The sequence below is a fragment of the Streptomyces xantholiticus genome, assembly GCF_014651015.1.
In the GTDB taxonomy this organism is placed as follows: Bacteria; Actinomycetota; Actinomycetes; order Streptomycetales; family Streptomycetaceae; genus Streptomyces; species Streptomyces xantholiticus.
Window position 1 is genome coordinate 29192 of the sequence record NZ_BMWB01000010.1, and the last position, 20544, is coordinate 49735.

The window sequence follows — 20544 nt, forward strand, 5'->3', positions numbered from 1 at the left end:
GCTCTCTCTCAGTCGTCTTCGTTGTCGCCGAAGTCGGGGCGGACGCCGCGGGCGGCCATGACCTCGTCGTTGGAGGTGCCGGCGGCGACCATGGGCCAGACCATGGCGTCCTCGTGGACGATGAAGTCGATGACTACCGGCCGGTCGTTGATCGCGTTGGCCTCGGCGATGACCTTGTCGAGGTCGTCCGGGGACTCGCAGCGGATCGCGTGGCAGCCCATGGCCTCCGACAGCTTGACGAAGTCGGGGACCCGGGTGCCGGCGCTCTTTTCCATGCCGGTGGCCTCCGGGCCGGAGTGCAGCACGGTGTTGGAGTAGCGCTGGTTGTAGAAGAGGGTCTGCCACTGGCGGACCATGCCGAGGGCGCCGTTGTTGATGATGGCGACCTTGATCGGGATGTTGTTCAGGGCGCAGGTGACCAGTTCCTGGTTGGTCATCTGGAAGCAGCCGTCGCCGTCGATCGCCCAGACCGTGCGGTCCGGCGCACCGGCCTTCGCGCCCATCGCGGCGGGGACCGCGTAACCCATCGTTCCGGCGCCGCCGGAGTTCAGCCAGGTGGCCGGCTTCTCGTAGTCGATGAAGTGGGCGGCCCACATCTGGTGCTGGCCGACGCCCGCCGCGAAGATCGTGCCCTCCGGAGCGAGTTGTCCGATGCGCTGGATGACCTGCTGCGGGGCGAGGCTGCCGTCGTCGGGCTGCTCGTAGCCGAGCGGGTAGGTCTCGCGCCAGCGGTTGAGGTCCTTCCACCAGGCGCTGTAGTCGCCGGTGTTGCCGTCGTTGTGCTCGGCCTGGACGGCCTGGACCAGGTCGGCGATGACCTCGCGGGCGTCACCGACGATCGGGACGTCGGCGGTGCGGTTCTTGCCGATCTCCGCCGGGTCGATGTCGGCGTGGACGACCTTGGCGTACGGCGCGAAGCTGTCCAGCCTGCCGGTGACGCGGTCGTCGAAGCGGGCTCCGAGGGCGACGATCAGGTCGGCCTTCTGCAGCGCGGTGACGGCGGTGACCGCACCGTGCATGCCCGGCATTCCCACGTGCAGCGGGTGGCTGTCGGGGAACGCGCCCAGCGCCATCAGGGTGGTGGTGACGGGGGCTCCGGTGAGCTCGGCGAGCACCTTCAGCTCGGCGGTGGCGCCGGCCTTGAGAACGCCGCCCCCGACGTACAGGACCGGGCGCTTGGCGCCGGTGATCAGCTTGGCTGCCTCGCGGATCTGCTTGGCGTGCGGCTTGGTGACCGGCCGGTAGCCGGGCAGGTCGGTCTGCGGCGGCCAGCTGAAGGTGGTCTTCGCCTGGAGGGCGTCCTTGGCGATGTCGACCAGGACAGGGCCCGGGCGGCCGGTCGAGGCGATGTGGAACGCCTCGGCGATGGTGCGCGGGATGTCCTCGGCCTTGGTCACCAGGAAGTTGTGCTTGGTGATCGGCATCGTGATGCCGCAGATGTCCGCCTCCTGGAAGGCGTCCGTACCGATCGCCTTGGAGGCGACCTGGCCGGTGATCGCGACGAGCGGCACGGAGTCCATGTGCGCGTCGGCGATGGGGGTGACCAGGTTGGTGGCGCCGGGACCGGAGGTGGCCATGCAGACGCCGACCTTCCCGGTGGCCTGCGCGTAACCGGTGGCGGCGTGACCGGCGCCCTGCTCGTGGCGGACGAGGACGTGGCGGACCTTCGAGGAGTCCATCATCGGGTCGTACGCCGGGAGGATCGCGCCGCCCGGAATGCCGAACACCGTGTCGGCCCCTACTTCCTCGAGAGAGCGAATCAGGGACTGCGCACCCGTGACATGTTCGACGGTGGCGGACGGCTGTCCGCCGCTACGGGCCCGCGGATGCGGATGGTGGGCCCCGGAGGCCTGCTCGGTCATCGGCGTTCTCTTCTCGAAGCTGAGGGTTTCGCGAGGGTTTGGTACGGATTCGACTCGTGCCGGTGCAACAAAAAACCCCTCGTGCCGTGAGGCAAGCGAGGGGAGCGCGTCGGGGGTGTTCGCAGAGCTGACGGTGCGGCTCTGCTAGCCGACGCGCTTTCCAAGTACGAGAATTCGGGTGCGCATGGGATTGACCCTCTCCCCGGCACGCCGTCACTGTCAAGTGGGTGGGACGCGAGTCTCACTATTTGAGCCATTGCGAGCAGGGGGAATCCCTGACGCGAGCACCGGCAGGGTGAGGGCCGCAGGCACCGGGTACTCGCCCCTGAGCAGGGCCCGGCGCAGCCGGTACTCGTCCAGCGGTCCCGAGAAGGCCATGCCCTGGCCGTGCGTGCACCCCATGGCGCGCAGTGCCAGCACCTGCTCCGGCGCGTCCACACCGTCCGCGACCGACTGCAGGCCGAGGTCGCCGGCGATGCGGAGCAGCCCGCTGGTGATCTTGTGGAGCCTGGCCGACTCGACGACGCCCTCGACGAGGCCTCTGTCGAGTTTCAGCACGTCCACCGGGAGCCTCCGTAGCGCGTTGATCGCCGCGTAACCGCTGCCGAAGCCGTCCAGCGCGATCCGTACGCCCATCCTGCGCAGGGTGGTCAGCCGCTGCTCCAGTTCGTCGAAGGAGATCCGCGGATCGCTGTCCGCGAGCTCGATGACGAGGGCGCCGGACGCCAGGCCGTGCCGGGTGAGCAGGGCCTCGATGGAGCCGAGCGGCAGGGACCTGTCCAGGAGCAGCCGGGCCGACAGCCGTACCGACACCGTTGTCCGGTGGCCCAGGCGGCCCCGCTCGGCGGCCTGGCCGACGGCCTCCTCGAGCAGCCGACGGCCGGGCTCGGCGCTGCGGTCGCCCTCTTCCGAGACGCGCAGGAACTCGGACGGCGTGAAGAGGATGCCCTGGGCGGAGCGCCAGCGGGCCTGTGCGGAAACCGCCTCGATCCGGCCGGTGGCCAGGCTCACCACCGGCTGGTGCAGCAGCGCGAACTCGCCCTCGTGCAGAGCACTGCGGAGCCGGGCGGCCAGCTCGGTGCGGCGGACCACCTCTGCCTGCATCTGGGGCGCGTACATCTCGACACGGTCCTTGCCCGCGGCCTTGGCCCGGTACATGGCGAGGTCGGCGTTGCGCATGAGGTCGGTGGGACTCATGGCCGGCTCGGCGAATGCGACGCCGATCGAGGCGGCCACCCGCACTTCGCCGCCGTCGATGCGGTACGGCTGGGAGAGCATGAGCCGCAGCCGGTCGGCGATCTCCTGGACCTGGGACTCGCGGGCCGCCCTGTCCCCCGAGCCGTCACCGACGATCAGGGCCGCGAACTCGTCGCCGCCGAGCCTGGCGGCCGTGTCCCCTGCCCGTACGGACTCGGCCAGCCGCCGTGCCGCCTGGATCAGCAGCTCGTCGCCCGCCTGGTGGCCGAGCCGGTCGTTGACGCCCTTGAAGCCGTCGAGGTCGATGAAGAGCACGGCGGTGCCCTCGTCGCCCGCCCTGCGGCCGGTGAGGGCGCCTCTGACCCGCTCGGTGAACAGGGCGCGGTTGGGCAGGTCGGTGAGCGGGTCGTGCTCCGCGTTGTGCTGCAGCTGGGCCTGGAGCCGCACCCGTTCCGTGACGTCGCGGCTGTTGAGGATCAGACCCCCCTGGTGGCGACTGACGGTCGACTCCACGTTGAGCCAGTCACCGGAGCCGGACCGGAAGCGGCACTCCATGCGGGTGGTCGGCTCCTGTGCCGGGTCGGCGGCCAGGAACCGGCGCAGCTCGTGGACCACACGCCCGAGGTCGTCCGGGTGGATGAGCGCGGCCAGCTCCGAGCCGACCAGCTCCTCCGCGTCGCGCCCGTAGACACCGGCGGCGGCGGGTGAGACGTACCGCAGCACTCCGGAGGGCGCGGCGATCATGATGACGTCGCTGGAGCCCTGCACGAGGGAGCGGAAGTGGTTCTCCTTCTGGGCCAGCTCGTTGGTGAGGGCGATGTTGTCGAGGAGCATGATGCCCTGCCGTACGACGAGGGCGAGGACGACGGTGCAGCCGGTGAGCACGACGACCCGGTCGACCCGACGGCCCTCGATGACGTTGTAGAGGATGCCGAGGGTGCACACGGCGGCGGCGAGGTACGGGGTGAGCGCGGAGAGCGAGGTGGTGATCGGCCGGCCCGGATGCCTCATGCCCCGTGGTGGCCGTGCGGGGTCCGACATCCTGCGCTCTCCCCAGGGGGCGTATGCGAGCAGCAGCGAGCCCGCGAACCAGCCGGCGTCGAGCAGCTGGCCGGAGCGGTAGCTCTCGCGCAGCAGCGGTGAGATGAACAGGGCGTCGCACAGCACGGTGAGCGCGAGGCCGGCGATCGCCGTGTTGACCGCCGTCCGGTTGACGGAGGACCGGCGGAAGTGCAGCGCGAGGACCATGCTGACCAGCACGATGTCCAGCAGCGGGTAGGCCAGGGCGAGGGCGGCCGGCGCCACGCTCTCGCCCTGCGCGTGGGCGGTGTGGGCGAGTGCGAGGCTCCAGGAGAGGGTAAGCAGCGAGCCGCCGATCAGCCAGGCGTCCAGCCCGAGGCAGACCCAGCCGGCCTTGGACACGGGCCGTTTGGCGAGCACCAGCAGCCCGACGATGGCGGGCGGCGCGAAGCAGAGGAAGAACAGGTCGGCCACGGAGGGGTTCGGCACCTCGCGGCCGAGCACCACCTCGTACCAGCCCCAGACGGCGTTCCCCGCCGACGCCATCGCGGAGGAGAGCGCGAACAGCAGCCACGCGGGCCGGAAACGGCACGCCGTCGTACGCGCGTAGAGCAGACAGGAGACGGCGGCGATCAGGGCGGCCAGGCTGAGACCGAAGTCGCCCATGATCAGGGCCAGTCGGGGCGATCCCCAGCCAAGGGCGGCCCCCACCCCGTAACCGGCGCAGATCAGCGCAAGGGCGAGCTGGCGGGCCGGCCCCGTGCCGGCGCGCGGCAGCATGTCGCGGATCGCCACGGCTCCGGGCGCGGTCATCGCGCGGTCCATGGAGGGGCCGCCGGTCGCGGAGGCAGGGGCGGTCGTGTCGCCGTGCGCAGCACAGTGCACTGGATTCGTCGGCGGCTGCCCTGCCGCGTCGGTTCGTTCCATCGGACCTGCATCGCCCGTCGCCCCCCTCACGTCTGATCGGCAATCAGTTCGCGCCACAGCACCACCCCTCGCACGGTGCAGCCCCCAGGTCGGGACGATACACCAATATCGTCACTCAGCGACATAGGCTCTCTACTCTGCGTGACCGGCTGCGGCAGTTAAGGCACGCAGTGCATTCGAGTGACTCCGAAGCGTGTTCGGAGGGGTTTAACGGAGGGGCGTTATCCGGTCGTAAGGACGACGTTCCGCAGGGGCTCGCCCGCCGCGAAGCGGGTGATCTGAGCGACCAGCAGCCGCTTGGCGCGGGGCATGAACGCCGAGGTGGAGCCACCGACATGGGGACTGATCAGCACACCGGGCGCATGCCAGAGCGGGTGCCCGGCGGGCAGCGGCTCCGGGTCGGTGACGTCGAGCGCGGCCGTGATCCGTCCGCTCTCCACCTCCGCGAGCAGCGCCTTTGTGTCGACGACCGGGCCGCGTGCGACGTTGACCAGCAAAGCGCCGTCCTTCATCCGGCTCAGGAAATCGGCCCCCACCAGACCTTTGGTCTCCTCGGTGAGCGGAGTGGACAGAATCACGACATCGGCGTCGGGTAGCAGCGCGGGAAGGTCGGTGAGTGCGCGCACTTCGCCGCGCTCCGTTGTCCGGGCGGAGCGCGCGACGCGCGCCACCCGCGCGCATTCGAACGGCGCGAGCCGGTCCTCGATGGCGGCGCCGATGGACCCGTACCCCACGATGAGCACCGACTTGTCGGCGAGCGCCGGGTAGAAGCCCGCTCGCCACTCCTCCGACTCCTGACCGCGCACGAAGCCGGGGATGCCGCGCAGCGAGGCGAGGACCAGGGCCAGGGTGAGTTCCGCGGTCGATGCCTCATGGACCCCCTTGGCGTTGCACAGCCGCACGCCCGCGGGCAGCAGGGCGAGCCCCGGCTCCACGTGGTCGATGCCGGCGGAGAGCGTCTGGACGACCCGGACCGACGTCATGGCGGCGAGCGGCCGTATGGCCACCTCCATGCCCTTCATGTACGGGACGGCATAGAAGACGCAGTCCGCGGGGTCGGCGGGACAGTTCGGGCCGCCGTCCCAGAAGCGGTAGTTCAGGCCTGTCACGGAGGGGTCGGGGAGCCCGTCGATCTCGCCGGCCGGGATGGGGAGCCACACATCAGCGGTCATGCCCAGGAGGCTATGCGAAGGCCGCTGTCGATCATTGGTTAGTTTTGGGGGCGGCCGAGGGAGAGGTACGGGGAGTTGGAGCGCAGGGCGATCGGTGCGGCGGGCCTCGATGTGGGCGCCGTGGGGCTCGGCTGCATGCCGATGAGCTGGGCGTACGCCAGCTCCGAGCAGCGCGGTGACCGCTCGCTCCGTACCGTCCACAGCGCTCTGGACGCCGGTTCGAGTCTTCTCGACACGGCGGACATGTACGGGCCGTTCACCAACGAGTTGCTGCTCGGCAGAGTGCTCAAGGAGCGGCGCGCGGACGCCTTCGTGTCGACGAAGGCGGGCCTGCTCGTCGGCGACCAGCACGTCGTCGCCAACGGACGGCCCGGCTATGTGAAAAGAGCCTGCGACGCCTCGCTTCGCCGCCTGCAGACCGACGTGATCGACCTGTACCAGCTCCACCGCGCCGACCCCGAGGTCCCCGTCGAGGAGACCTGGGGCGCGATGGCGGAGCTGGTGCGCGCCGGCAAGGTGCGGGCACTGGGGATGTGCGCGGTGGGTGTGCGGGCGTCACGTCGCTCGGGCTCTCGTCTGTACGACGGAACGATCCGCCAACTGGAGCGCGTTCAGCAGGTGTTCCCGGTGAGCGCGGTGCAGGCGGAGCTGTCGGTGTGGTCGCCGGAGGCGCTGGAGGGGCTGCTGCCCTGGTGCGAGGCGCGCGGGGTGGGATTCCTGGCGGCGATGCCGCTGGGGAACGGGTTCCTGACCGGGACGCTCACTCCCGGGCAGGGGTTCGAGCCGGACGACGTACGCGCGCGCCACCCGCGGTTCACGGCGGAGATGATGGCGGCCAACCAGCCGGTGGTGGCGGGGCTCCGCCGGATCGCCGAGCGGCACGGGGCGGGGACCACGCCCGCGCGGGTGGCCCTTGCGTGGGTGCTGGGGCAGGGACGGCACGTGGTGCCCGTGCCGGGGACGAAGCGGCCCGAGTGGGCGGTGGAGAACGCCGGCGCCGCCGAGCTCGAGCTCACGGCGTACGACCTGGCGGAGATCGCGGCGCTGCCTGCGGCACGGGGCTCGTGGGACTGAGCGCGGCGGAGTTCTCCGGCCGGGGTTCTCGGCAAGATCGGGAACCTGGACAGCAGCTGCGGTGTATGAAGAAGGAAGGCAGGTCCAGCCGCCGTCGAAGGGATCAGTACCGTGCACCGTCCTGCAGTGACGGCCGTGATGGCCGCCCTTGTGCTCCTCTTCGCGGCCGGGTGCTCGTCGGGCGGCGACAAGAGCCCCGCCGGCGGGTCTCCCGGCTCCGCCGAGGGGACCGGAACCCCCTCGGGCACGGCGTCGAGCGCTGCGCCGAGCCCTTCCGGCCCGCCCTCGAAGGGGTCGGTGAAGGTCGTCTCCACCCTGACCGAGGAGTTGCAATCGCCCTGGGGCCTGGCCGCCCTGCCGAACGGTGACCTGCTGGTCGCCTCACGCGACGAGGGCACGATCACCCGGGTCGACGTGGAGAGCGGCAAGAAGACCGAGATCGGTTCCGTGCCGGGTGTCGCCCCCGGTGGGGAGGGCGGGCTGATGGGGCTGGCCATCTCCCCGTCCTTCGCCTCGGACCGCCAGGTCTACGCCTACTTCACCACCGCCTCCGACAACCGCATCGCCCGGCTGCTCTACGACGAGGAGAAACCGGCCGGCCAGCAACTCGGCGCCCCGGACACGGTGCTCCGCGGCATCCCCAAGGGCGTTGTCCACAACGGCGGAAGGATCGCGTTCGGCCCGGACAAGATGCTGTACGCGGGCACGGGCGAGACGGGTGACACGGGCCTGGCCCAGGACAAGGAGTCCCTCGGCGGCAAGATCCTCCGCATGACCCCGGACGGGCAGCCGGTCCACGGCAATCCGGCCCCCGACTCCGTCGTCTACTCGTACGGCCACCGCAATGTGCAGGGGCTCGCCTGGGACTCGGAGAAGCGCCTGTGGGCCGCCGAGTTCGGGCAGAACACCTGGGACGAGCTGAATCTGATCGAGCCCGGCAAGAACTACGGCTGGCCGGAGGTCGAGGGCAAGGGCGACGAACCCGGCTTCGTTTCCCCGGTCGCCCAGTGGAAGACCGCGGACGCCTCGCCGAGCGGCATCGCCTACGCCCAGGGATCGATCTGGATGGCAGGTCTGCGCGGCGAGCGGCTGTGGCGCATCCCGCTGTCCGGGGCGGAACCTTCCGCGGACTCCCAGCCGTTCCTCGAGGAGGAGTACGGCCGGCTGCGCACGGTGGTCTCCGCGGGCGGGGACAAGCTCTGGCTCGTCACCAGCGAGACGGACGGCCGGGGCACGCCAGGGTCGGGCGACGACATGATCCTCCAGCTGGAGGTGGGATAAGGGGTGGTGGCTCTGTGTTCAACGCCTTCGAGGAGATCTTCGCGCCGGGCCGCAAGCACACCGACGACGAACGCAACCGCCTGGCGCTGACCCGTGTCGACGTCGGCGACGGCGATCCCGGCCGCGGCCCGGTGGACCTCGCCTCGGGCAAGGTCACGGTTCGCCCGCCGGCGGCGCAGAGCGCCGTGGACGCGGATGACGCCGCACGCGACGAGGCAGCGGGCGACAGGCCGCTCGCGCGGGGGGCGGGCGCACCGCCCCACGACGTGATGGACACGTCCGCGCCGGCCGAGACCGACGGCGGGTGAGCGGGCGCCGCATCGGCCGGGGCCGGGACGGACCGGCGCCTGCCGACGCCGACCGGGCAGGGACAGGCTGCGGCGCACCAGTGGTGCTGCCCGGCGCAGGGTGACCGGGCGGCGCGCGCGGGCGCTCGCCGTACACGCCCCCGGCCGGCCGACACCGCCGATGCGGCGAGCACGGTCCCGGGGCCGCGGCAGGCACGCCTGGCGTTGCCCGACCGTGCGGCGGATCCGGCCGGCCGACGCCGTGCGGGCCCCGTCCGCGGCCTCGCGGGCCCGACGAGCCGCCATGCGCGGGGCGCGGGCCAAAACCGCCGATCCCGCCGAATCCCGAGGACGGCGCCTCACCCCAGGGCTGTCGGCAGCGAGCGGCCCGCGGGCCGCGGTGTCAGGCCGGGGCGTTCGTCAGGTCCGGGAAGAGCCGGAGGCGGTGGGCGAGCGCGGCGGCTTCACCGCGGCCCGAGACGCCCAGCTTGGCAAGAATGTTGGAGACGTGGACGCTCACCGTCTTCGGCGAGATGTAGAGCTCCTCGGCTATCCGGCGGTTGGTGTGGCCGGCCGCGACCAGACGCAGTACGTCCTGCTCGCGGCGGGTGAGCCCGAGGTCCGGGCCGGCAGGAGGGGCGTCCGCCGTGTCGGCGGCCTCCGCGAGGGTGACGCGGGCACGCCTGGCCAGCAGCCCGATGTCTTCGGCAAGGGGTCGTGCGCCCAACTGCAGGGCCACCGCCCGGGCCTGGCACAGCAGTTCCGTGGCGAGTCCGCGGTCCGGGTCGCCCGCTCCCGCGGCGGCGGACCGCAGCAGGCACTCGGCCCACCGCAGGCGTACGCCCGCGAGTTCGTAGGGGCGGTCCAGCGCCTCCCACGCCGCTGCCGCCTGCGCCCAGTCGGTGGCGGTGTCCGCCCCCTCCGCACGCCGCAGCTCCGCGCGCACCCAGAGCTCATGGGCCCGCCACACCGGCACCCCGGTCACCTGGGCCTTCGCGGCCTTCAGGATGCGCTGAACACTCTCCGCACGGCCCGGTTCCGCCGCCGGCAACCCGAGGGCGTCGGCCTCCAGGGCGGCGGCGGACCGCAGCAGCGGCCAGGCGTAGCGCCGGGTGCCGGGCGGGAAGCCGGACGCCACGGCGCGTTCGAGTTCGAGGCGGGCGTCGATGACCCGGCCCTGCGCCGCGGCGATCCGCAGCGCGATGGTGATCGAAGGCAGGGTCAACTGCGGTGACAGGTCGTTCGTGCCGAAGTGCCGCTGCGCGGCCGACAGATGCTCGGCGGCACGCGCGACGTCCCCGCGCTCAAGGGCGATTCTGGCGAGCAGTAGGGCGGCACGTCCGCTCGGTTTGGGGCTCAGGGCGACCCTGAGGGCATGCGTCGCCGTTTCCTCGGCCTCGTCCCACCGTCCGAGGGAGAGAAGGGACTCGGCGAAGTTGTTCCGGATCCAGGCGCGGCTGTCCAGCAGCCCGTATCTGCCGATCACGGCGACGCCCTCGTCGAGCACCTCCATCGCTTCGTGCGAGCGGCCGACGCTCTCCAGCACGGACGGCAGGTTCGTGTAGATGCGGCCGATGTGTGCGGTCAGCCCGAGGCAGACCGCGCGGTCCTTGACCTCGTACATGACGGCGATGCCGCCGTCGACGTCCCCGGCGTCGGCCATGAGGCTGCCGAGGGTGAGGCGGGCACGGAGTTCGATGTCCTCCGCGCCGACCATGCGGGCGTACTCCACGGCCCGCTCCGCCGTCGCCAGACTTTCCGCACCGGGGTCGTGCTCCTTGCTCCAGGCCGCGGCCTCCGCCAGCACCTCGGCGTGCACGGCGGACGGCGCCAGGCCGCGCACCAGGTCCTGGGCGGCGCTGAGTTCCGCCCACCCGTTGCCGCGGCCCAGCGCGGAGACGAGCCGGGAGTGCTGGACGGAGAACCAGGCGGCCCGCAGCGGATCGTTCTCCGCCTCGGCCAGCCGCCGGCCGCGCTTGGCGGTCTTCAGCGCCCGCTCGCGTTCGCCGCAGAGCCGGCCGGCGACGGCCGCTTCCGCCATCAGGTCGAGATAGCGCAGCGGCGTGGTGGCCGGGTCGCAGCCTCTGGGGTTCCCCCTGCCGAAGGCAAGGGGTGGGTATACCTCGGTGTGGTCCACGGGTCGCAGCTCGGCCCGCACGGCGTCGGGCGCGCTGTCCCAGAGCTCCATGGCCCTTTCCAGCAACCGCAGTTGTTCGGCGTAGGCGTGGCGCCGCCGTGCTCCGACCGAGGCCTTGAGCACGGCGGGAAGCGCCTTGGCGGCGTCGCCTGCGCGGTACCAGTACGTGGCGAGCCGGGTGGCCCGCTCCTCCTCCCGTACCAGGCCGGGGTGGGCCTCCAGCGCCTGTGCGTAACGGCGGTTGAGGCGGGAGCGCTCGCCGGGCAGCAGATCGTCGCTCACGGCTTCGCGGGCGAGGGAGTGCCGGAAGCGGTAGCCGTCGCCGTCCGGCACGGCGAGCAGGATGTTCGCGCCGACGGCGGCGCGCAACGCGCCGATGAGTTCGTCCTCGGGCAGGCCGGCGACCGCGTGCAGCAGACCGTGCTCGACGGTTGAGCCGCCCTCGGCGACGATCCGCACCACGCCCTGCGCGTCCTCCGGCAGTGCTTCCACGCGCACGAGCAGGATGTCGCGCAGCGAGTCCGGCAGGGCGGGGCAGTTGTCGTCGCTGAGGCCCGCAGCGAGTTCCTCGACGAAGAAGGCGTTGCCGTCGGAACGGTCGAAGACGTGGTCGACCAGGGCCGGAGCGGGTTCCGCCGCGAGGATCCCGGCCATCTGACGCCCTACCTCCGCCCGGGTGAAGCGGGGCAGCTCGATGCGCTGCACCGTACGCATGCGGTCGAGTTCGGCGAGGAAGGGGCGCAGCGGGTGGCGCCGGTGGACGTCGTCGGAACGGTAGGTGGCGATCAGGACCAGCCGGCCGCGGTGCAGGGTGCGGAACAGATAAGCGAGCAGGTGGCGGGTGGAGGCGTCGGCCCAGTGCAGGTCCTCCAGCACCAGGACCACGATGTGGTCGGTGGCGACCCGTTCCAGCAGACGGGCGGTGAGTTCGAAAAGGCGGGCCGTGCCCTCCTCGTCGTGCCGGCCGTGGTCGGCGCCCGCCGGGGCGAGTTCCGGCAGGAGCCGGGCGAGTTCGTGCTCCTGGCCGGCGGCGGCCGCCGCCAGTTCCTCGGGCAGCCGCCGCTGCAGGGCGCGCAGCGCGGTCGAGAACGCGGCGAACGGCAGCCCGTCCGCGCCGATCTCGACGCATCCGCCGACGGCGACGACGGCGTCGCGGCGGCACGCCTCGCTCAGCAGTTCCTCGACGAGCCGGGTCTTGCCGACGCCCGCCTCACCGGCGACGAGCAGTGCCTGGGGCTCGCCCGGGGACCCGGCCGCCGGCGACGAGTCGCCGCCGACGGCGCGGGTGAGCGCGTCGGTGAGTACCCCCAGCTCACCGGCGCGGCCGACGAACACCGGGCTGACGGACTTTGCTTCCACGCCGCCGAGCATCGCACAACCGTCCCGGACCGCGGCGCACTTGACCGGTCTTTCGGCCATCACGCGGGGTCATGCGGCCGGGGTGAAGTGGCGGCTGTCCGGACGGCTCACCCGCCTCTCCCCTTCGTCCCCGGCGGACGAACGCGCGGCCCGGCGGCTGCGCTTCGTGCGGGGGACACGGCGCGCGGCGTCGGCCTCCCGGATCAGATCGGCACGGCGCAGCTGCTGGATCTCGTAGTCGAACATGTCGTTACTCCTGTGTCGGTGGGGCCTTTCGGCCCCGTGCGGTGCATCCAGACTCGCCGCTGAGGACGGGCGGCCGCATCGGTCGACCGCCGCATCTTCGGGGGTCCCAAGCCTTAGGCCGGGTCCGAAGGCCTCAGGCCGCGTCGGAGGGTCTAAGGCCCGGCACCGCCTTCGGTGCGACGTCCACGGCATCGGGCCCGAGGCGCCTGAGCCGCGGCCGGGGCGGGGGCACCGTGGCGCGGTCGGTGCCGTACCACCGCACCGCCGCCGTTGACGTGCTGGTCCGGGCCCAGGGCTCGTCACGGCCAGGTGCCCTGCCGGCCCAGGGCTCGTCACGGCCAGGCGCCCCGCCGGGCTCAGGGCTCGTAGACGTACGGCGTCGTGGTGCACAGCGCAGTGAAGCCGAGCCGTTCGAGGATCGGGCGGCTGTCGTCCGAGGCGTCGACCTGCAGATGACGGACGCCCTTGGCCACGGCGATCCTGGCCCGGTGGGCGACCAGGGCACGGTAGATGCCGCGGCCGCGCCACTCGGCGAGCGTGCCGCCGCCCCACAGTCCGGCGAAGTCGGTGCCCGCGTACCGCTCCATGCGCGCGGAGCACACCGGCAGGTCGCCGGCCATGGCCAGGGTGATGTCGAGGGTGTCGGGGTCCTTCGCCAGCTGGACGAGCAGTTGCTCGCGCAGCCGGTCACTGTTGGTGCCGAAGGCCTGTTCATGGACCTGCGCCACGAGGTCGACGCCCGCCGCATCGGTCACCGGCTCCAGTCGTACGCCGTCGGGCAGTTCGACGGCACCGGCCATGTGCGCGGCCTCGCCGACCAGCACCGTCTCCTCCGGCTCCGCCACGAACCCGGCGGCGAGCAGCCGTGCACCGAGATCGTCGGGGGTGTCGTGGCTGTACAGCTTCCATTCGAAGGGGCGGCCGAGCGCCGAGAAGTGCCGCACCTGGCGGGCGATGGCGGCGTCGGCCGTCTCCGGTCGCAGCGAGGACCAGAGGACGCCGCTCCAGTCCCCGTCCGCGCCGGACCGCCGTACGACGTCCCCGTCGCGTTCCGCGGGGGTGACGTCGCGCCGCAACTGGCGGTCGAAGTGGGCGAGTACAGCTGTGCGATCCTGTCGGTCCATCGGCGCATTCCAGCACCGGCCGCCTCGGCTCACCAGTGGTTTTATGCGGCCTACCGCTGCTGTGCGCGCAGCTTGCGCCACTCCGGTGCCAGCACGGACCAGATTTCGGTGTCCTGCCGCCGGCCCCGGTAGAGGTAGCTCTCGCGCAGCACTCCCTCACGGCTCATTCCGAGGCGCTCGGCGACGGCGATGCTGGCCGTGTTGGCGGGTGCCACGTGCCACTCCACGCGGTGGAAGCCGCGCACCTCGACCGCCCAGTCGATGATCACGGTCACGGCGCGGGTGACGAGCCCGCGGCCGGCCGCCGAGGGCTCCAGCCAGCAGCCCGCCTCACAGACACCCTGGGCCGCGTCCATGGTGGGGAAGAGCACGCCGCCCACCAGCCTGCCGTCGAGGCGGATGCCGTAGATGCGTCCGGTGTCCGAGGCGGCCTTCTCCGCGTACCGCTGGAGGTGGGCACGGGCCGCCGGCAGGTCGGGCACGATGTCCGGCAGTCCCACGTACCGGCCTATGAAATCCCGTCCCCGCTCGATGTGTGCGAGGAACTCCTCGGCCTGCCAGGGCTCCAGGGGGGTGAGTTGTGCTCCGTCGTCGCCCAGGCTTACCGAGAACACCGTGCTCCCCGTCGTCGAAGGTTGTCGCAGGCCGCGGCGGGGCGACCGTCGGCGCGCGGGCGCGCGCTATGGCACGAGCTCGCCGTCCTCGCTCGTGCGTTCTTGCGGGATCCTCGCATGCGCGCCCTTGCGGGACGCCGGCTTTTCGATGCTGATCCGCGGCAGCAGACGGTCCAGCCCGCGCGGCAGCCACCAGTTCGCGCCGCCGAGCAGATGCATGAGCGCGGGCACGAGCAGCGTGCGCAGGACGAACGCGTCCAGTGCCACCGCGGCCGCCAGCCCGATGCCGAACATGGCGATGACCCGGTCGCCGCTGAGCACGAAGGCGAGGAACACGGAGATCATGATGACGGCGGCGGAGTTGATCACACGGCTGGTCTCCGCGAGGCCGACCCGTACCGCACGCCGGTTGTCGCCGGTATCGAGCCACTCCTCGTACATCCGGCTGACCAGGAACACCTGGTAGTCCATGGAGAGCCCGAAGAGCACGGAGACCATGATCACCGGCAGGAACGGTTCGATGGGGCCGGCCCGGCCGAGACCCAGCAGTTCGCTTCCCCAGCCCCATTGGAAGATCGTCACGACGACGCCGAAGGCGGAGGCGACGGCGAGGACGTTCATCGCCGCGGCCTTCAGCGGGACACCGATGGAGCGGAAGGCGAGGAGCAGCAGCAGAGAGCCGAGGGCGATCACGACGCCGGCGAAAAGGGGCAGTTCGCCGACGATGATCTCCGCGAAGTCGTCGTGGCTCGCCGTGACACCGCCGACGTGGACCTGGAGCGAGGTGCCGTTCTCGGCGACGGGCAGGACGTCGGCGCGCAGGCGGTCGACGAGCTCGCTCGTCGCCTTCGACTGGGGTGCGGTCTCGGGGACGACGGTGAGCACCGCCGTGTCTCCACTGCCGTTGTACGTCACGGGGCCGACGGACGAGACACCGTCGGTGGCCTGGAGTTCGTGGCGGAGCCGGTCCATGGCCACATGGTCGTCCGGGCCCTCCAGCCCGGCGACGAGGGTGAGGGGGCCGTTGACGCCGGGGCCGAAGCCTTCCGAGAGCAGGTCGTAGGCCTGTCGGGTGGTGGCGGTGGCGGGGCCGTTGCCCTGGTCGGAGGTGCCGAGGCGGAGTGAGAACGTCGGCAGGGCGAGCGCCAGCATGACGACGGCGGCGACAGCGCCCAGCACTTTGGGCCGGCGTTCGACGTAGACGGACCAGCGGGCGGCGAAGCCGGTCGGCAGCTCGGGCCGCGGCCCCCTCCTGGCGAGCCGCCGCCGCTCGCGACGGTTCAGTGCCCGCATGCCGATCAGCGAGAGCAGGGCGGGCAGCAGTGTCACGGAGGCGGCCACGGTGAGGACGACGGTGAGGGAGGCGGCGATCGCGACGCCGTTGAGGAATCCGAGCCGCAGGATGAGCATGCCGAGCAGCGCGATGCAGACGGTGGCACCCGCGAAGACGACGGCGCGTCCCGTGGTGGTCACGGCGTCGCGTGCCGCCCGGTCCACCGGCAGCCCGCGTTTGAGTCCCTGGCGGTGTCTGGTCACGATGAAGAGCGCGTAGTCGATGCCGACGCCGAGTCCGACGAGCAGGCCCAGCATGGGTGCGAAGTCGGCGACGGTCATCACATGGCCGAGGAGCACGATGCCTGCGTATGCGGTGCCCACGGAGACGAGCGCGGTGGCGATGGGCAGCACGCTGGCGGCGAGGGAGCCGAAGACGAGGAAGAGGACGACGGCCGCGACCGCCACGCCGACGATTTCGGCGACATGGCCGCCGGGGGCTTCGGTGAGGGCGATCGCGCTGCCGCCGAGCTCCACCGAAACGCCGTTGCCCTGGGCCGCTTGGGCGGTGTCGACGACGGCCTGCGCCTGGGCCTGCGGGATGTCCTCGACCGGGTGGTCGAAGCCGACGTAGGCGAAGGCGGTGCGCGAGTCGGGGCTGATCTGCGGGGCGCCGTCGCTGCCGTAGGGGCTCGCGACGAAGGAGATGCCGTCGAGTGCGGCGACGTCGTCGAGCATCGCGGAGATGCGTTTCTCGACGTCCGGGTCGCGGACGCTGACGGTGTCCGCGTGCCAGACGATCGTGTCGCTGTCACCGCCCCGCCCGTGGAACCCTTCTTGGAGCAGGGCGGTGGCGCGGCCCGATTCGGTGCCGGGGACCTCGTAGTCGTTGGTGTACGAGGTCCCCGCGACGCCCGCCGCGGCCGCGGCGCCGCCCAGGGTGAGGAGCCACAGCAGCACGACGACAAGGCGGTGCCTGACGCACCACCGGGCAATTGCTGCCAACGGACCGGCTCCCTGGGTGGTTCGCGGATCTTTGGTCGAGAACAGCCCGCAAAGAACTCATGACCTGCAAGGAGACACCTTGACAGCCAATCGTGATCATTTGTCCCCTTCGTGGGGTTACTCACACGGGCCGCACGACAGCCGGTGACCGCGACGGCGCCTCAGCCGGAGATGCTCGCGCGGCCGTTCTCGATGTGGCCCATCAGCCGGCGCCTGAAGCCGGACTCCGCCTGGGCCCCTTCGGCGGTCACCTCGATGTCGTACCAGCCGTGTGCGTCGGCCGCCGAGTGGACCACCCTGCGGCTGCGGCCCGCCTTGACCGTGATCCGGCGGGTCCAGCTGTGCAGGTCGGCGTCCTCTGCGTAACCCAGCGGCCGCACCGTGAAGGTGAGCGGCGCGCTGCCGCTGTTGCGCAGGGTCAGGTGCAGGTCGCGGTCGTGGTGGTCGACGGCGGAGACGACCGCTGCCGAGCCGCGCGCTGGGCCGGCGAATTCCCGGCGGAAGCCGTTGGGACCGGTGACCGTGAAGCGGTAGGCCTCCCCGGTAAGGGGCACGGTCCATTGCGCCTTGCCCCTTACATCCCGGTGCTGCGGAAGCTCGAACTCTCCGGCGTACGGGTAGAGCACGAAGTGCGCGCTCGCCCGGCCGCTGTTGCGCAGTTCGACGGTGACCGCGTCCACCGACACCGTGGCGTCGGCGTCGGGCTGGTACGGCAGGGGGCGCGCCGGCCGGGTCCCGGGTTCCTGGACGGGCATGGACTGCACGGCGGGCGGCTGCGGGCGCCAGCGGCCGGTGAACGGCGGGATCTCCCCCGGCCGCTCGACTTCGGGCTGCGGCCTGCCACGACCGAAGTCGAAGGCGGAGGTCAGGTCACCGGTGACGGTTCGCCGCCACGGGGTGATATTGGGCTCCTCGATACCGGTCCACGTCTCCAGCAACCGGATCACCGAGGTGTGGTCGAAGACCTCGGAGCACACATAGCCACCGACGGACCAGGGGGATATGACAAGCATCGGGACGCGGACACCCAGGCCCGTCGGGAGCCCCTGCCAGCGCTCGTCGGTGTCGTCCGCGGGCGGAACGGGCGGCGGGACGTGGTCGAAGAAGCCGTCGTTCTCGTCGTAGTTGATCAGGACGACGGTGTGCCGCCAGACCTCGGGGCGCGAGGCAAGGTCGTCGAGGACCTTGTAGACGAGAGAGGCGGAGGCGATGGGTGAGGACGCCCCGGGGTGCTCGGAGTCGACGGCCGACGGGACCAGGTAGGAGACCTCGGGGAGCCGGCCGGCGGCGATGTCGGCGCGGAAGCTTTCGGCGAGGGTGCCGGTCTCCACCCGGCGCAGTCCGCGCTCGAACAGCGACCGCTCGCTCTTCGTCAGCGTCGCCACACCCTCCTCGAGCGCGGCGAGCAGCGCGGCCCGCTCCCCGGGGTCCTGGGTGTCGCGGACCTTGGCGTAGAAGGCCTCCATGTAGGTGTACCCACCGGCCGGGTCACCGGCCTTGGCCAGGGCCTTACGGGCGATCTGCTTGAAGCTCGTGAAGAACTCGATGCTGTTGTCGGTGAAGTTCTCCCACTCCGTGTACGTCTTCCAGCTGCGGCCGGCCTTCTCCAGTCGCTCGGCGTACGTCGGCCACGGGTAGCCCGGGTGGGTGCCCTCGGCGTAGGCGGCGTTCGTGACGGCGCGGGTGCCGTCGGCCTCGTATCCCGTCCAACCGCTCCACAGGTGGTTGCGGTTCGGGTTCGTCGAGGTGTGGGTGGAGGAGTGGTAGGCGTCGCAGATGGTGAAGGTGTCCGCGAGTTCGTAGTGCAGCGGCAGGTCGCGCCGGTCGTAGTAGGCCATGGTCGCGGCCGTCTTCGCGGAGACCCAGCCGTCCATCCAGCCGCCCCGCCAGGCCTTGGCGCCGCCGCCCCACGAGTGGTCGAGGTCACCGATGTACTGCAGGTCCTTCTTCTGCGTCTCGGCGGCGTCGCGCACCGGGAAGGGCAGGACCGCCCCTCCCCGCGGCGCCGGCTGCTCGAAGACAGGCTTGCCGGTGGGGAGTTCGACGGCGTTGCGGTCGCAGAAGCCGCGGACCCCGCGCAGTGTCCCGAAGTAGTGGTCGAAGGACCGGTTCTCCTGCATGAGGATCACCACGTGCTTGACCGCGCGCAGCCCGCCGCTCGCCGGTTCGGCGGCGAGAGCCGCCTGCAGGGACGGCGGCAGCAGCGAGCCGGCCGCGGCCGCGCCGAGTGCGCCGGTCCCGAGCGCGAGCACCCTCCTGCGCGAAATCTCCGGTGACATGCCCGACCTCCCGTCGACGGCCAATGGTTCGTCCTCGATTCCATTGCTCGGCAGGCCCGCCAACCGGGGCGGATGGCGGCGAGAAGGCATGATGACATCCGCGTGGTGAACGTCCAAGTGGCCGTGAGGGCAGTCCAATCGGGTTCCGGCCAGGACTCAGTGGCCACCCGGCCACCGCGGCTTGTCCCCGGAGCCGGTGGGCGGATCAAGGCCGTGCCGGATGCCGCGACCCTGGCCCTGGTCGGACGGCGGTACCCACAGGCCCGGGACGACGGGAATCGGCCGTGGTCCACAAGACCAGGGGAATTGTCGGCGCCGGCTGGCACGATGGCCGACATGGAATACAGGGGGATCCACCAGACGGCCCTGACGCCCGCGGACGCCGCGGAGTTCGCCCGCATGCTCCATGACGCGCCCGGCCCGCACCTGGGCCGCGCCCCCGTCCCGGTCGTCGTCCACGATCCGGGCACGACCCCGGCCGGGCGCCGCGACGCGCTCCAGGTGGTGTACGACGCGATCGTGGCCCGGATCGGCGAGCCGACGCTCTACGGCGGCTCCGCGGACGGCCCGAGCGTGCGCTGGCGCGACCGCAGCCGGACCCTGCTGCTCGCCGGCGACCGGCAGCAGGTGGGGCTGTCGGTCCACGACACCCGCACCCTGGAGGCCGAGGAGCAGCGCGCCTTCGAGTGGGGCGGCGCGTGGTCCGGCGGCCAGCCGTACGACCAGGCGTTCCTGCCGTACGTCTGGCAGTTGGACCGCAGCGGCCCCGGCGAGCGCCCGACGGCGCGTCCGGGCGGTCGGCTCGCCGCGGACCTGGCGCAGTTCCAGTACGGGCTGGAGCTGCTGCTCCGTGCCTGGTCGGAGCAGCTGCCGGTGCAGGTCGGTACCGACTGGGCGAGCTTCTGCGTGACGAGCGCCGCCGACCGGGGCCGTCAACTGCTCGTGTCCTACAGCCTCGAGGACGGTCTGCACGCCTCGATCGACGACCGCGACGGGGAGAACAACGAGGACCGGGCCCGGATGATGCTTGCGCGCGGATGGCAGAGCCGGGACCGCGGCTGGTGGCAGACCGACTTCCTCGACCCCGGGCACGAATGCGCCGCGGCCCTCGCCGCCCTTGTCGTCACCGAGTTGTACGCCCGCGGCACCCGGGGGCCGGAGGAGCTGCGTGCACGGGACGTGAGCTGCAAGGACCGCGGCGAGCTGTGGCTGCCGGGCCTGGGCATCCGCCACTGAGCGGGGCCGAGCCGGGCGGCCGGCCCCCGGGCGCCGGAGGCTACGCGCCGAGCAGACCCGTCACGGGAGCGGCCTGGCCGGTCAGCGGGTCGAGGTCGTTCGGCACCTCGGCCAGCCGGTTGAGCCCGGCCAGTTGCTGGGAGGCACTCGGCACCTGCTCGCGGTGCTCCGGGGCGACGGAGCTCTCGGTAACCGTGTCGACGGTGTCCATGACCGAAAGCGTCCCGACGGGGAGCTCCGGAGAGGCGGCGTTCGCAGCGGGGGCTGCGAGGGCGGATGCGCCGGTGGCGAGGGCGATGGCGGCGAGTACACGCTTTGCTGGGGTCATGCCCTGACAACGGCCCGATCCGGCGTTCGGTCACGGTGCCACGGGAGTGCCGTCCGCCGGTACGAAGAACCTTGCCCCACCCGGTGCCCGGCTCGGACAACGCCGAGGGGCGGCGCGCACCCTG

General features: G+C 71.9%; 14 protein-coding genes. 4 read left to right on the forward strand and 10 right to left on the reverse strand.

The features are described 5' to 3' along the window. Positions 1 to 8: 8 nt before the first annotated feature. From IE198_RS17035 to IE198_RS17045, 3 genes are all read right to left on the reverse strand, one after another. A complete protein-coding gene (locus tag IE198_RS17035) occupies positions 9 to 1862 on the reverse strand; it encodes an acetolactate synthase large subunit (protein WP_189887345.1) in 1854 nt (617 codons plus the stop codon). Positions 1863 to 2081: 219 nt separating this feature from the next. Continuing rightward, positions 2082 to 4892 carry a putative bifunctional diguanylate cyclase/phosphodiesterase gene (locus IE198_RS17040; protein ID WP_189887614.1) on the reverse strand — a complete coding sequence of 937 codons (2811 nt, stop codon included), beginning with the start codon at positions 4890 to 4892 and terminating at the stop codon, positions 2082 to 2084. Positions 4893 to 5227: 335 nt separating this feature from the next. Next, a complete protein-coding gene (locus IE198_RS17045) occupies positions 5228 to 6178 on the reverse strand; it encodes a 2-hydroxyacid dehydrogenase (RefSeq protein ID WP_189887347.1) in 951 nt (316 codons plus the stop codon). A 75-nt stretch (positions 6179 to 6253) separates the two neighbouring features. On the opposite strand from IE198_RS17045, the gene IE198_RS17050 reads away from it, so the two are divergent. The 3 genes from IE198_RS17050 (at position 6254) to IE198_RS17060 (ending at position 8841) form a co-directional block, all read left to right on the forward strand. Then, positions 6254 to 7252 carry an aldo/keto reductase gene (locus IE198_RS17050; RefSeq protein WP_189887349.1) on the forward strand — a complete coding sequence of 333 codons (999 nt, stop codon included), beginning with the start codon at positions 6254 to 6256 and terminating at the stop codon, positions 7250 to 7252. Positions 7253 to 7390: 138 nt separating this feature from the next. After that, positions 7391 to 8533, forward strand: coding sequence for a PQQ-dependent sugar dehydrogenase (locus tag IE198_RS17055; RefSeq protein WP_189887616.1), 1143 nt, complete (start codon positions 7391 to 7393; stop codon positions 8531 to 8533). 14 nt (positions 8534 to 8547) lie between these two features. Then, the gene (locus IE198_RS17060) at positions 8548 to 8841 is read left to right on the forward strand and encodes a DUF6191 domain-containing protein (RefSeq protein WP_189887642.1); all 294 of its coding nucleotides are present in this window, start codon (positions 8548 to 8550) and stop codon (positions 8839 to 8841) included. A gap of 382 nt (positions 8842 to 9223) precedes the next feature. Here the strand turns inward: IE198_RS17060 and IE198_RS17065 are convergent, their stop codons facing one another. The 6 genes from IE198_RS17065 to IE198_RS17090 form a co-directional block, all read right to left on the reverse strand. Then, positions 9224 to 12328 (reverse strand): helix-turn-helix transcriptional regulator, encoded by a 3105-nt coding sequence (locus IE198_RS17065; protein ID WP_189887618.1) that lies wholly within the window; start codon positions 12326 to 12328, stop codon positions 9224 to 9226. Between the two features lie 57 nt (positions 12329 to 12385). Further along, a complete protein-coding gene (locus tag IE198_RS17070) occupies positions 12386 to 12562 on the reverse strand; it encodes a hypothetical protein (RefSeq protein ID WP_189887351.1) in 177 nt (58 codons plus the stop codon). Between the two features lie 356 nt (positions 12563 to 12918). After that, positions 12919 to 13686: a GNAT family N-acetyltransferase gene (locus IE198_RS17075; protein WP_189887353.1), complete on the reverse strand. Its 768-nt coding sequence runs from the start codon at positions 13684 to 13686 to the stop codon at positions 12919 to 12921. 50 nt (positions 13687 to 13736) lie between these two features. Continuing rightward, entirely contained in the window at positions 13737 to 14300 is a 564-nt protein-coding gene (locus IE198_RS17080) for a GNAT family N-acetyltransferase (RefSeq protein WP_189887355.1), read from the reverse strand. A 66-nt stretch (positions 14301 to 14366) separates the two neighbouring features. Beyond that, positions 14367 to 16577 carry an MMPL family transporter gene (locus tag IE198_RS17085; protein WP_189887356.1) on the reverse strand — a complete coding sequence of 737 codons (2211 nt, stop codon included), beginning with the start codon at positions 16575 to 16577 and terminating at the stop codon, positions 14367 to 14369. Between the two features lie 161 nt (positions 16578 to 16738). Further along, a complete protein-coding gene (locus IE198_RS17090; RefSeq protein ID WP_189887359.1) occupies positions 16739 to 18856 on the reverse strand; it encodes a phosphocholine-specific phospholipase C in 2118 nt (705 codons plus the stop codon). 327 nt (positions 18857 to 19183) lie between these two features. On the opposite strand from IE198_RS17090, the gene IE198_RS17095 reads away from it, so the two are divergent. Next, entirely contained in the window at positions 19184 to 20092 is a 909-nt protein-coding gene (locus IE198_RS17095) for a hypothetical protein (RefSeq protein ID WP_189887361.1), read from the forward strand. Positions 20093 to 20132: 40 nt separating this feature from the next. Here the strand turns inward: IE198_RS17095 and IE198_RS17100 are convergent, their stop codons facing one another. Continuing rightward, positions 20133 to 20420 (reverse strand): hypothetical protein, encoded by a 288-nt coding sequence (locus IE198_RS17100; protein WP_189887363.1) that lies wholly within the window; start codon positions 20418 to 20420, stop codon positions 20133 to 20135. Between the last annotated feature and the right edge of the window lie 124 nt (positions 20421 to 20544).

Excerpts from the sequence above, each read along its gene's own strand:
- IE198_RS17055 (WP_189887616.1), top strand. The coding sequence starts at position 7,391 with ATGGCCGCCCTTGTGCTCCTCTTCGCGGCCGGGTGCTCGTCGGGCGGC.
- IE198_RS17040 (WP_189887614.1), bottom strand. The coding sequence starts at position 4,892 with ATGACCGCGCCCGGAGCCGTGGCGATCCGCGACATGCTGCCGCGCGCC.
- IE198_RS17075 (WP_189887353.1), bottom strand. The coding sequence starts at position 13,686 with ATGGACCGACAGGATCGCACAGCTGTACTCGCCCACTTCGACCGCCAG.
- IE198_RS17090 (WP_189887359.1), bottom strand. The coding sequence starts at position 18,856 with ATGTCACCGGAGATTTCGCGCAGGAGGGTGCTCGCGCTCGGGACCGGC.
- IE198_RS17070 (WP_189887351.1), bottom strand. The coding sequence starts at position 12,562 with ATGTTCGACTACGAGATCCAGCAGCTGCGCCGTGCCGATCTGATCCGG.
- IE198_RS17100 (WP_189887363.1), bottom strand. The coding sequence starts at position 20,420 with ATGACCCCAGCAAAGCGTGTACTCGCCGCCATCGCCCTCGCCACCGGC.
- IE198_RS17045 (WP_189887347.1), bottom strand. The coding sequence starts at position 6,178 with ATGACCGCTGATGTGTGGCTCCCCATCCCGGCCGGCGAGATCGACGGG.
- IE198_RS17095 (WP_189887361.1), top strand. The coding sequence starts at position 19,184 with ATGGCCGACATGGAATACAGGGGGATCCACCAGACGGCCCTGACGCCC.
- IE198_RS17065 (WP_189887618.1), bottom strand. The coding sequence starts at position 12,328 with ATGCTCGGCGGCGTGGAAGCAAAGTCCGTCAGCCCGGTGTTCGTCGGC.
- IE198_RS17035 (WP_189887345.1), bottom strand. The coding sequence starts at position 1,862 with ATGACCGAGCAGGCCTCCGGGGCCCACCATCCGCATCCGCGGGCCCGT.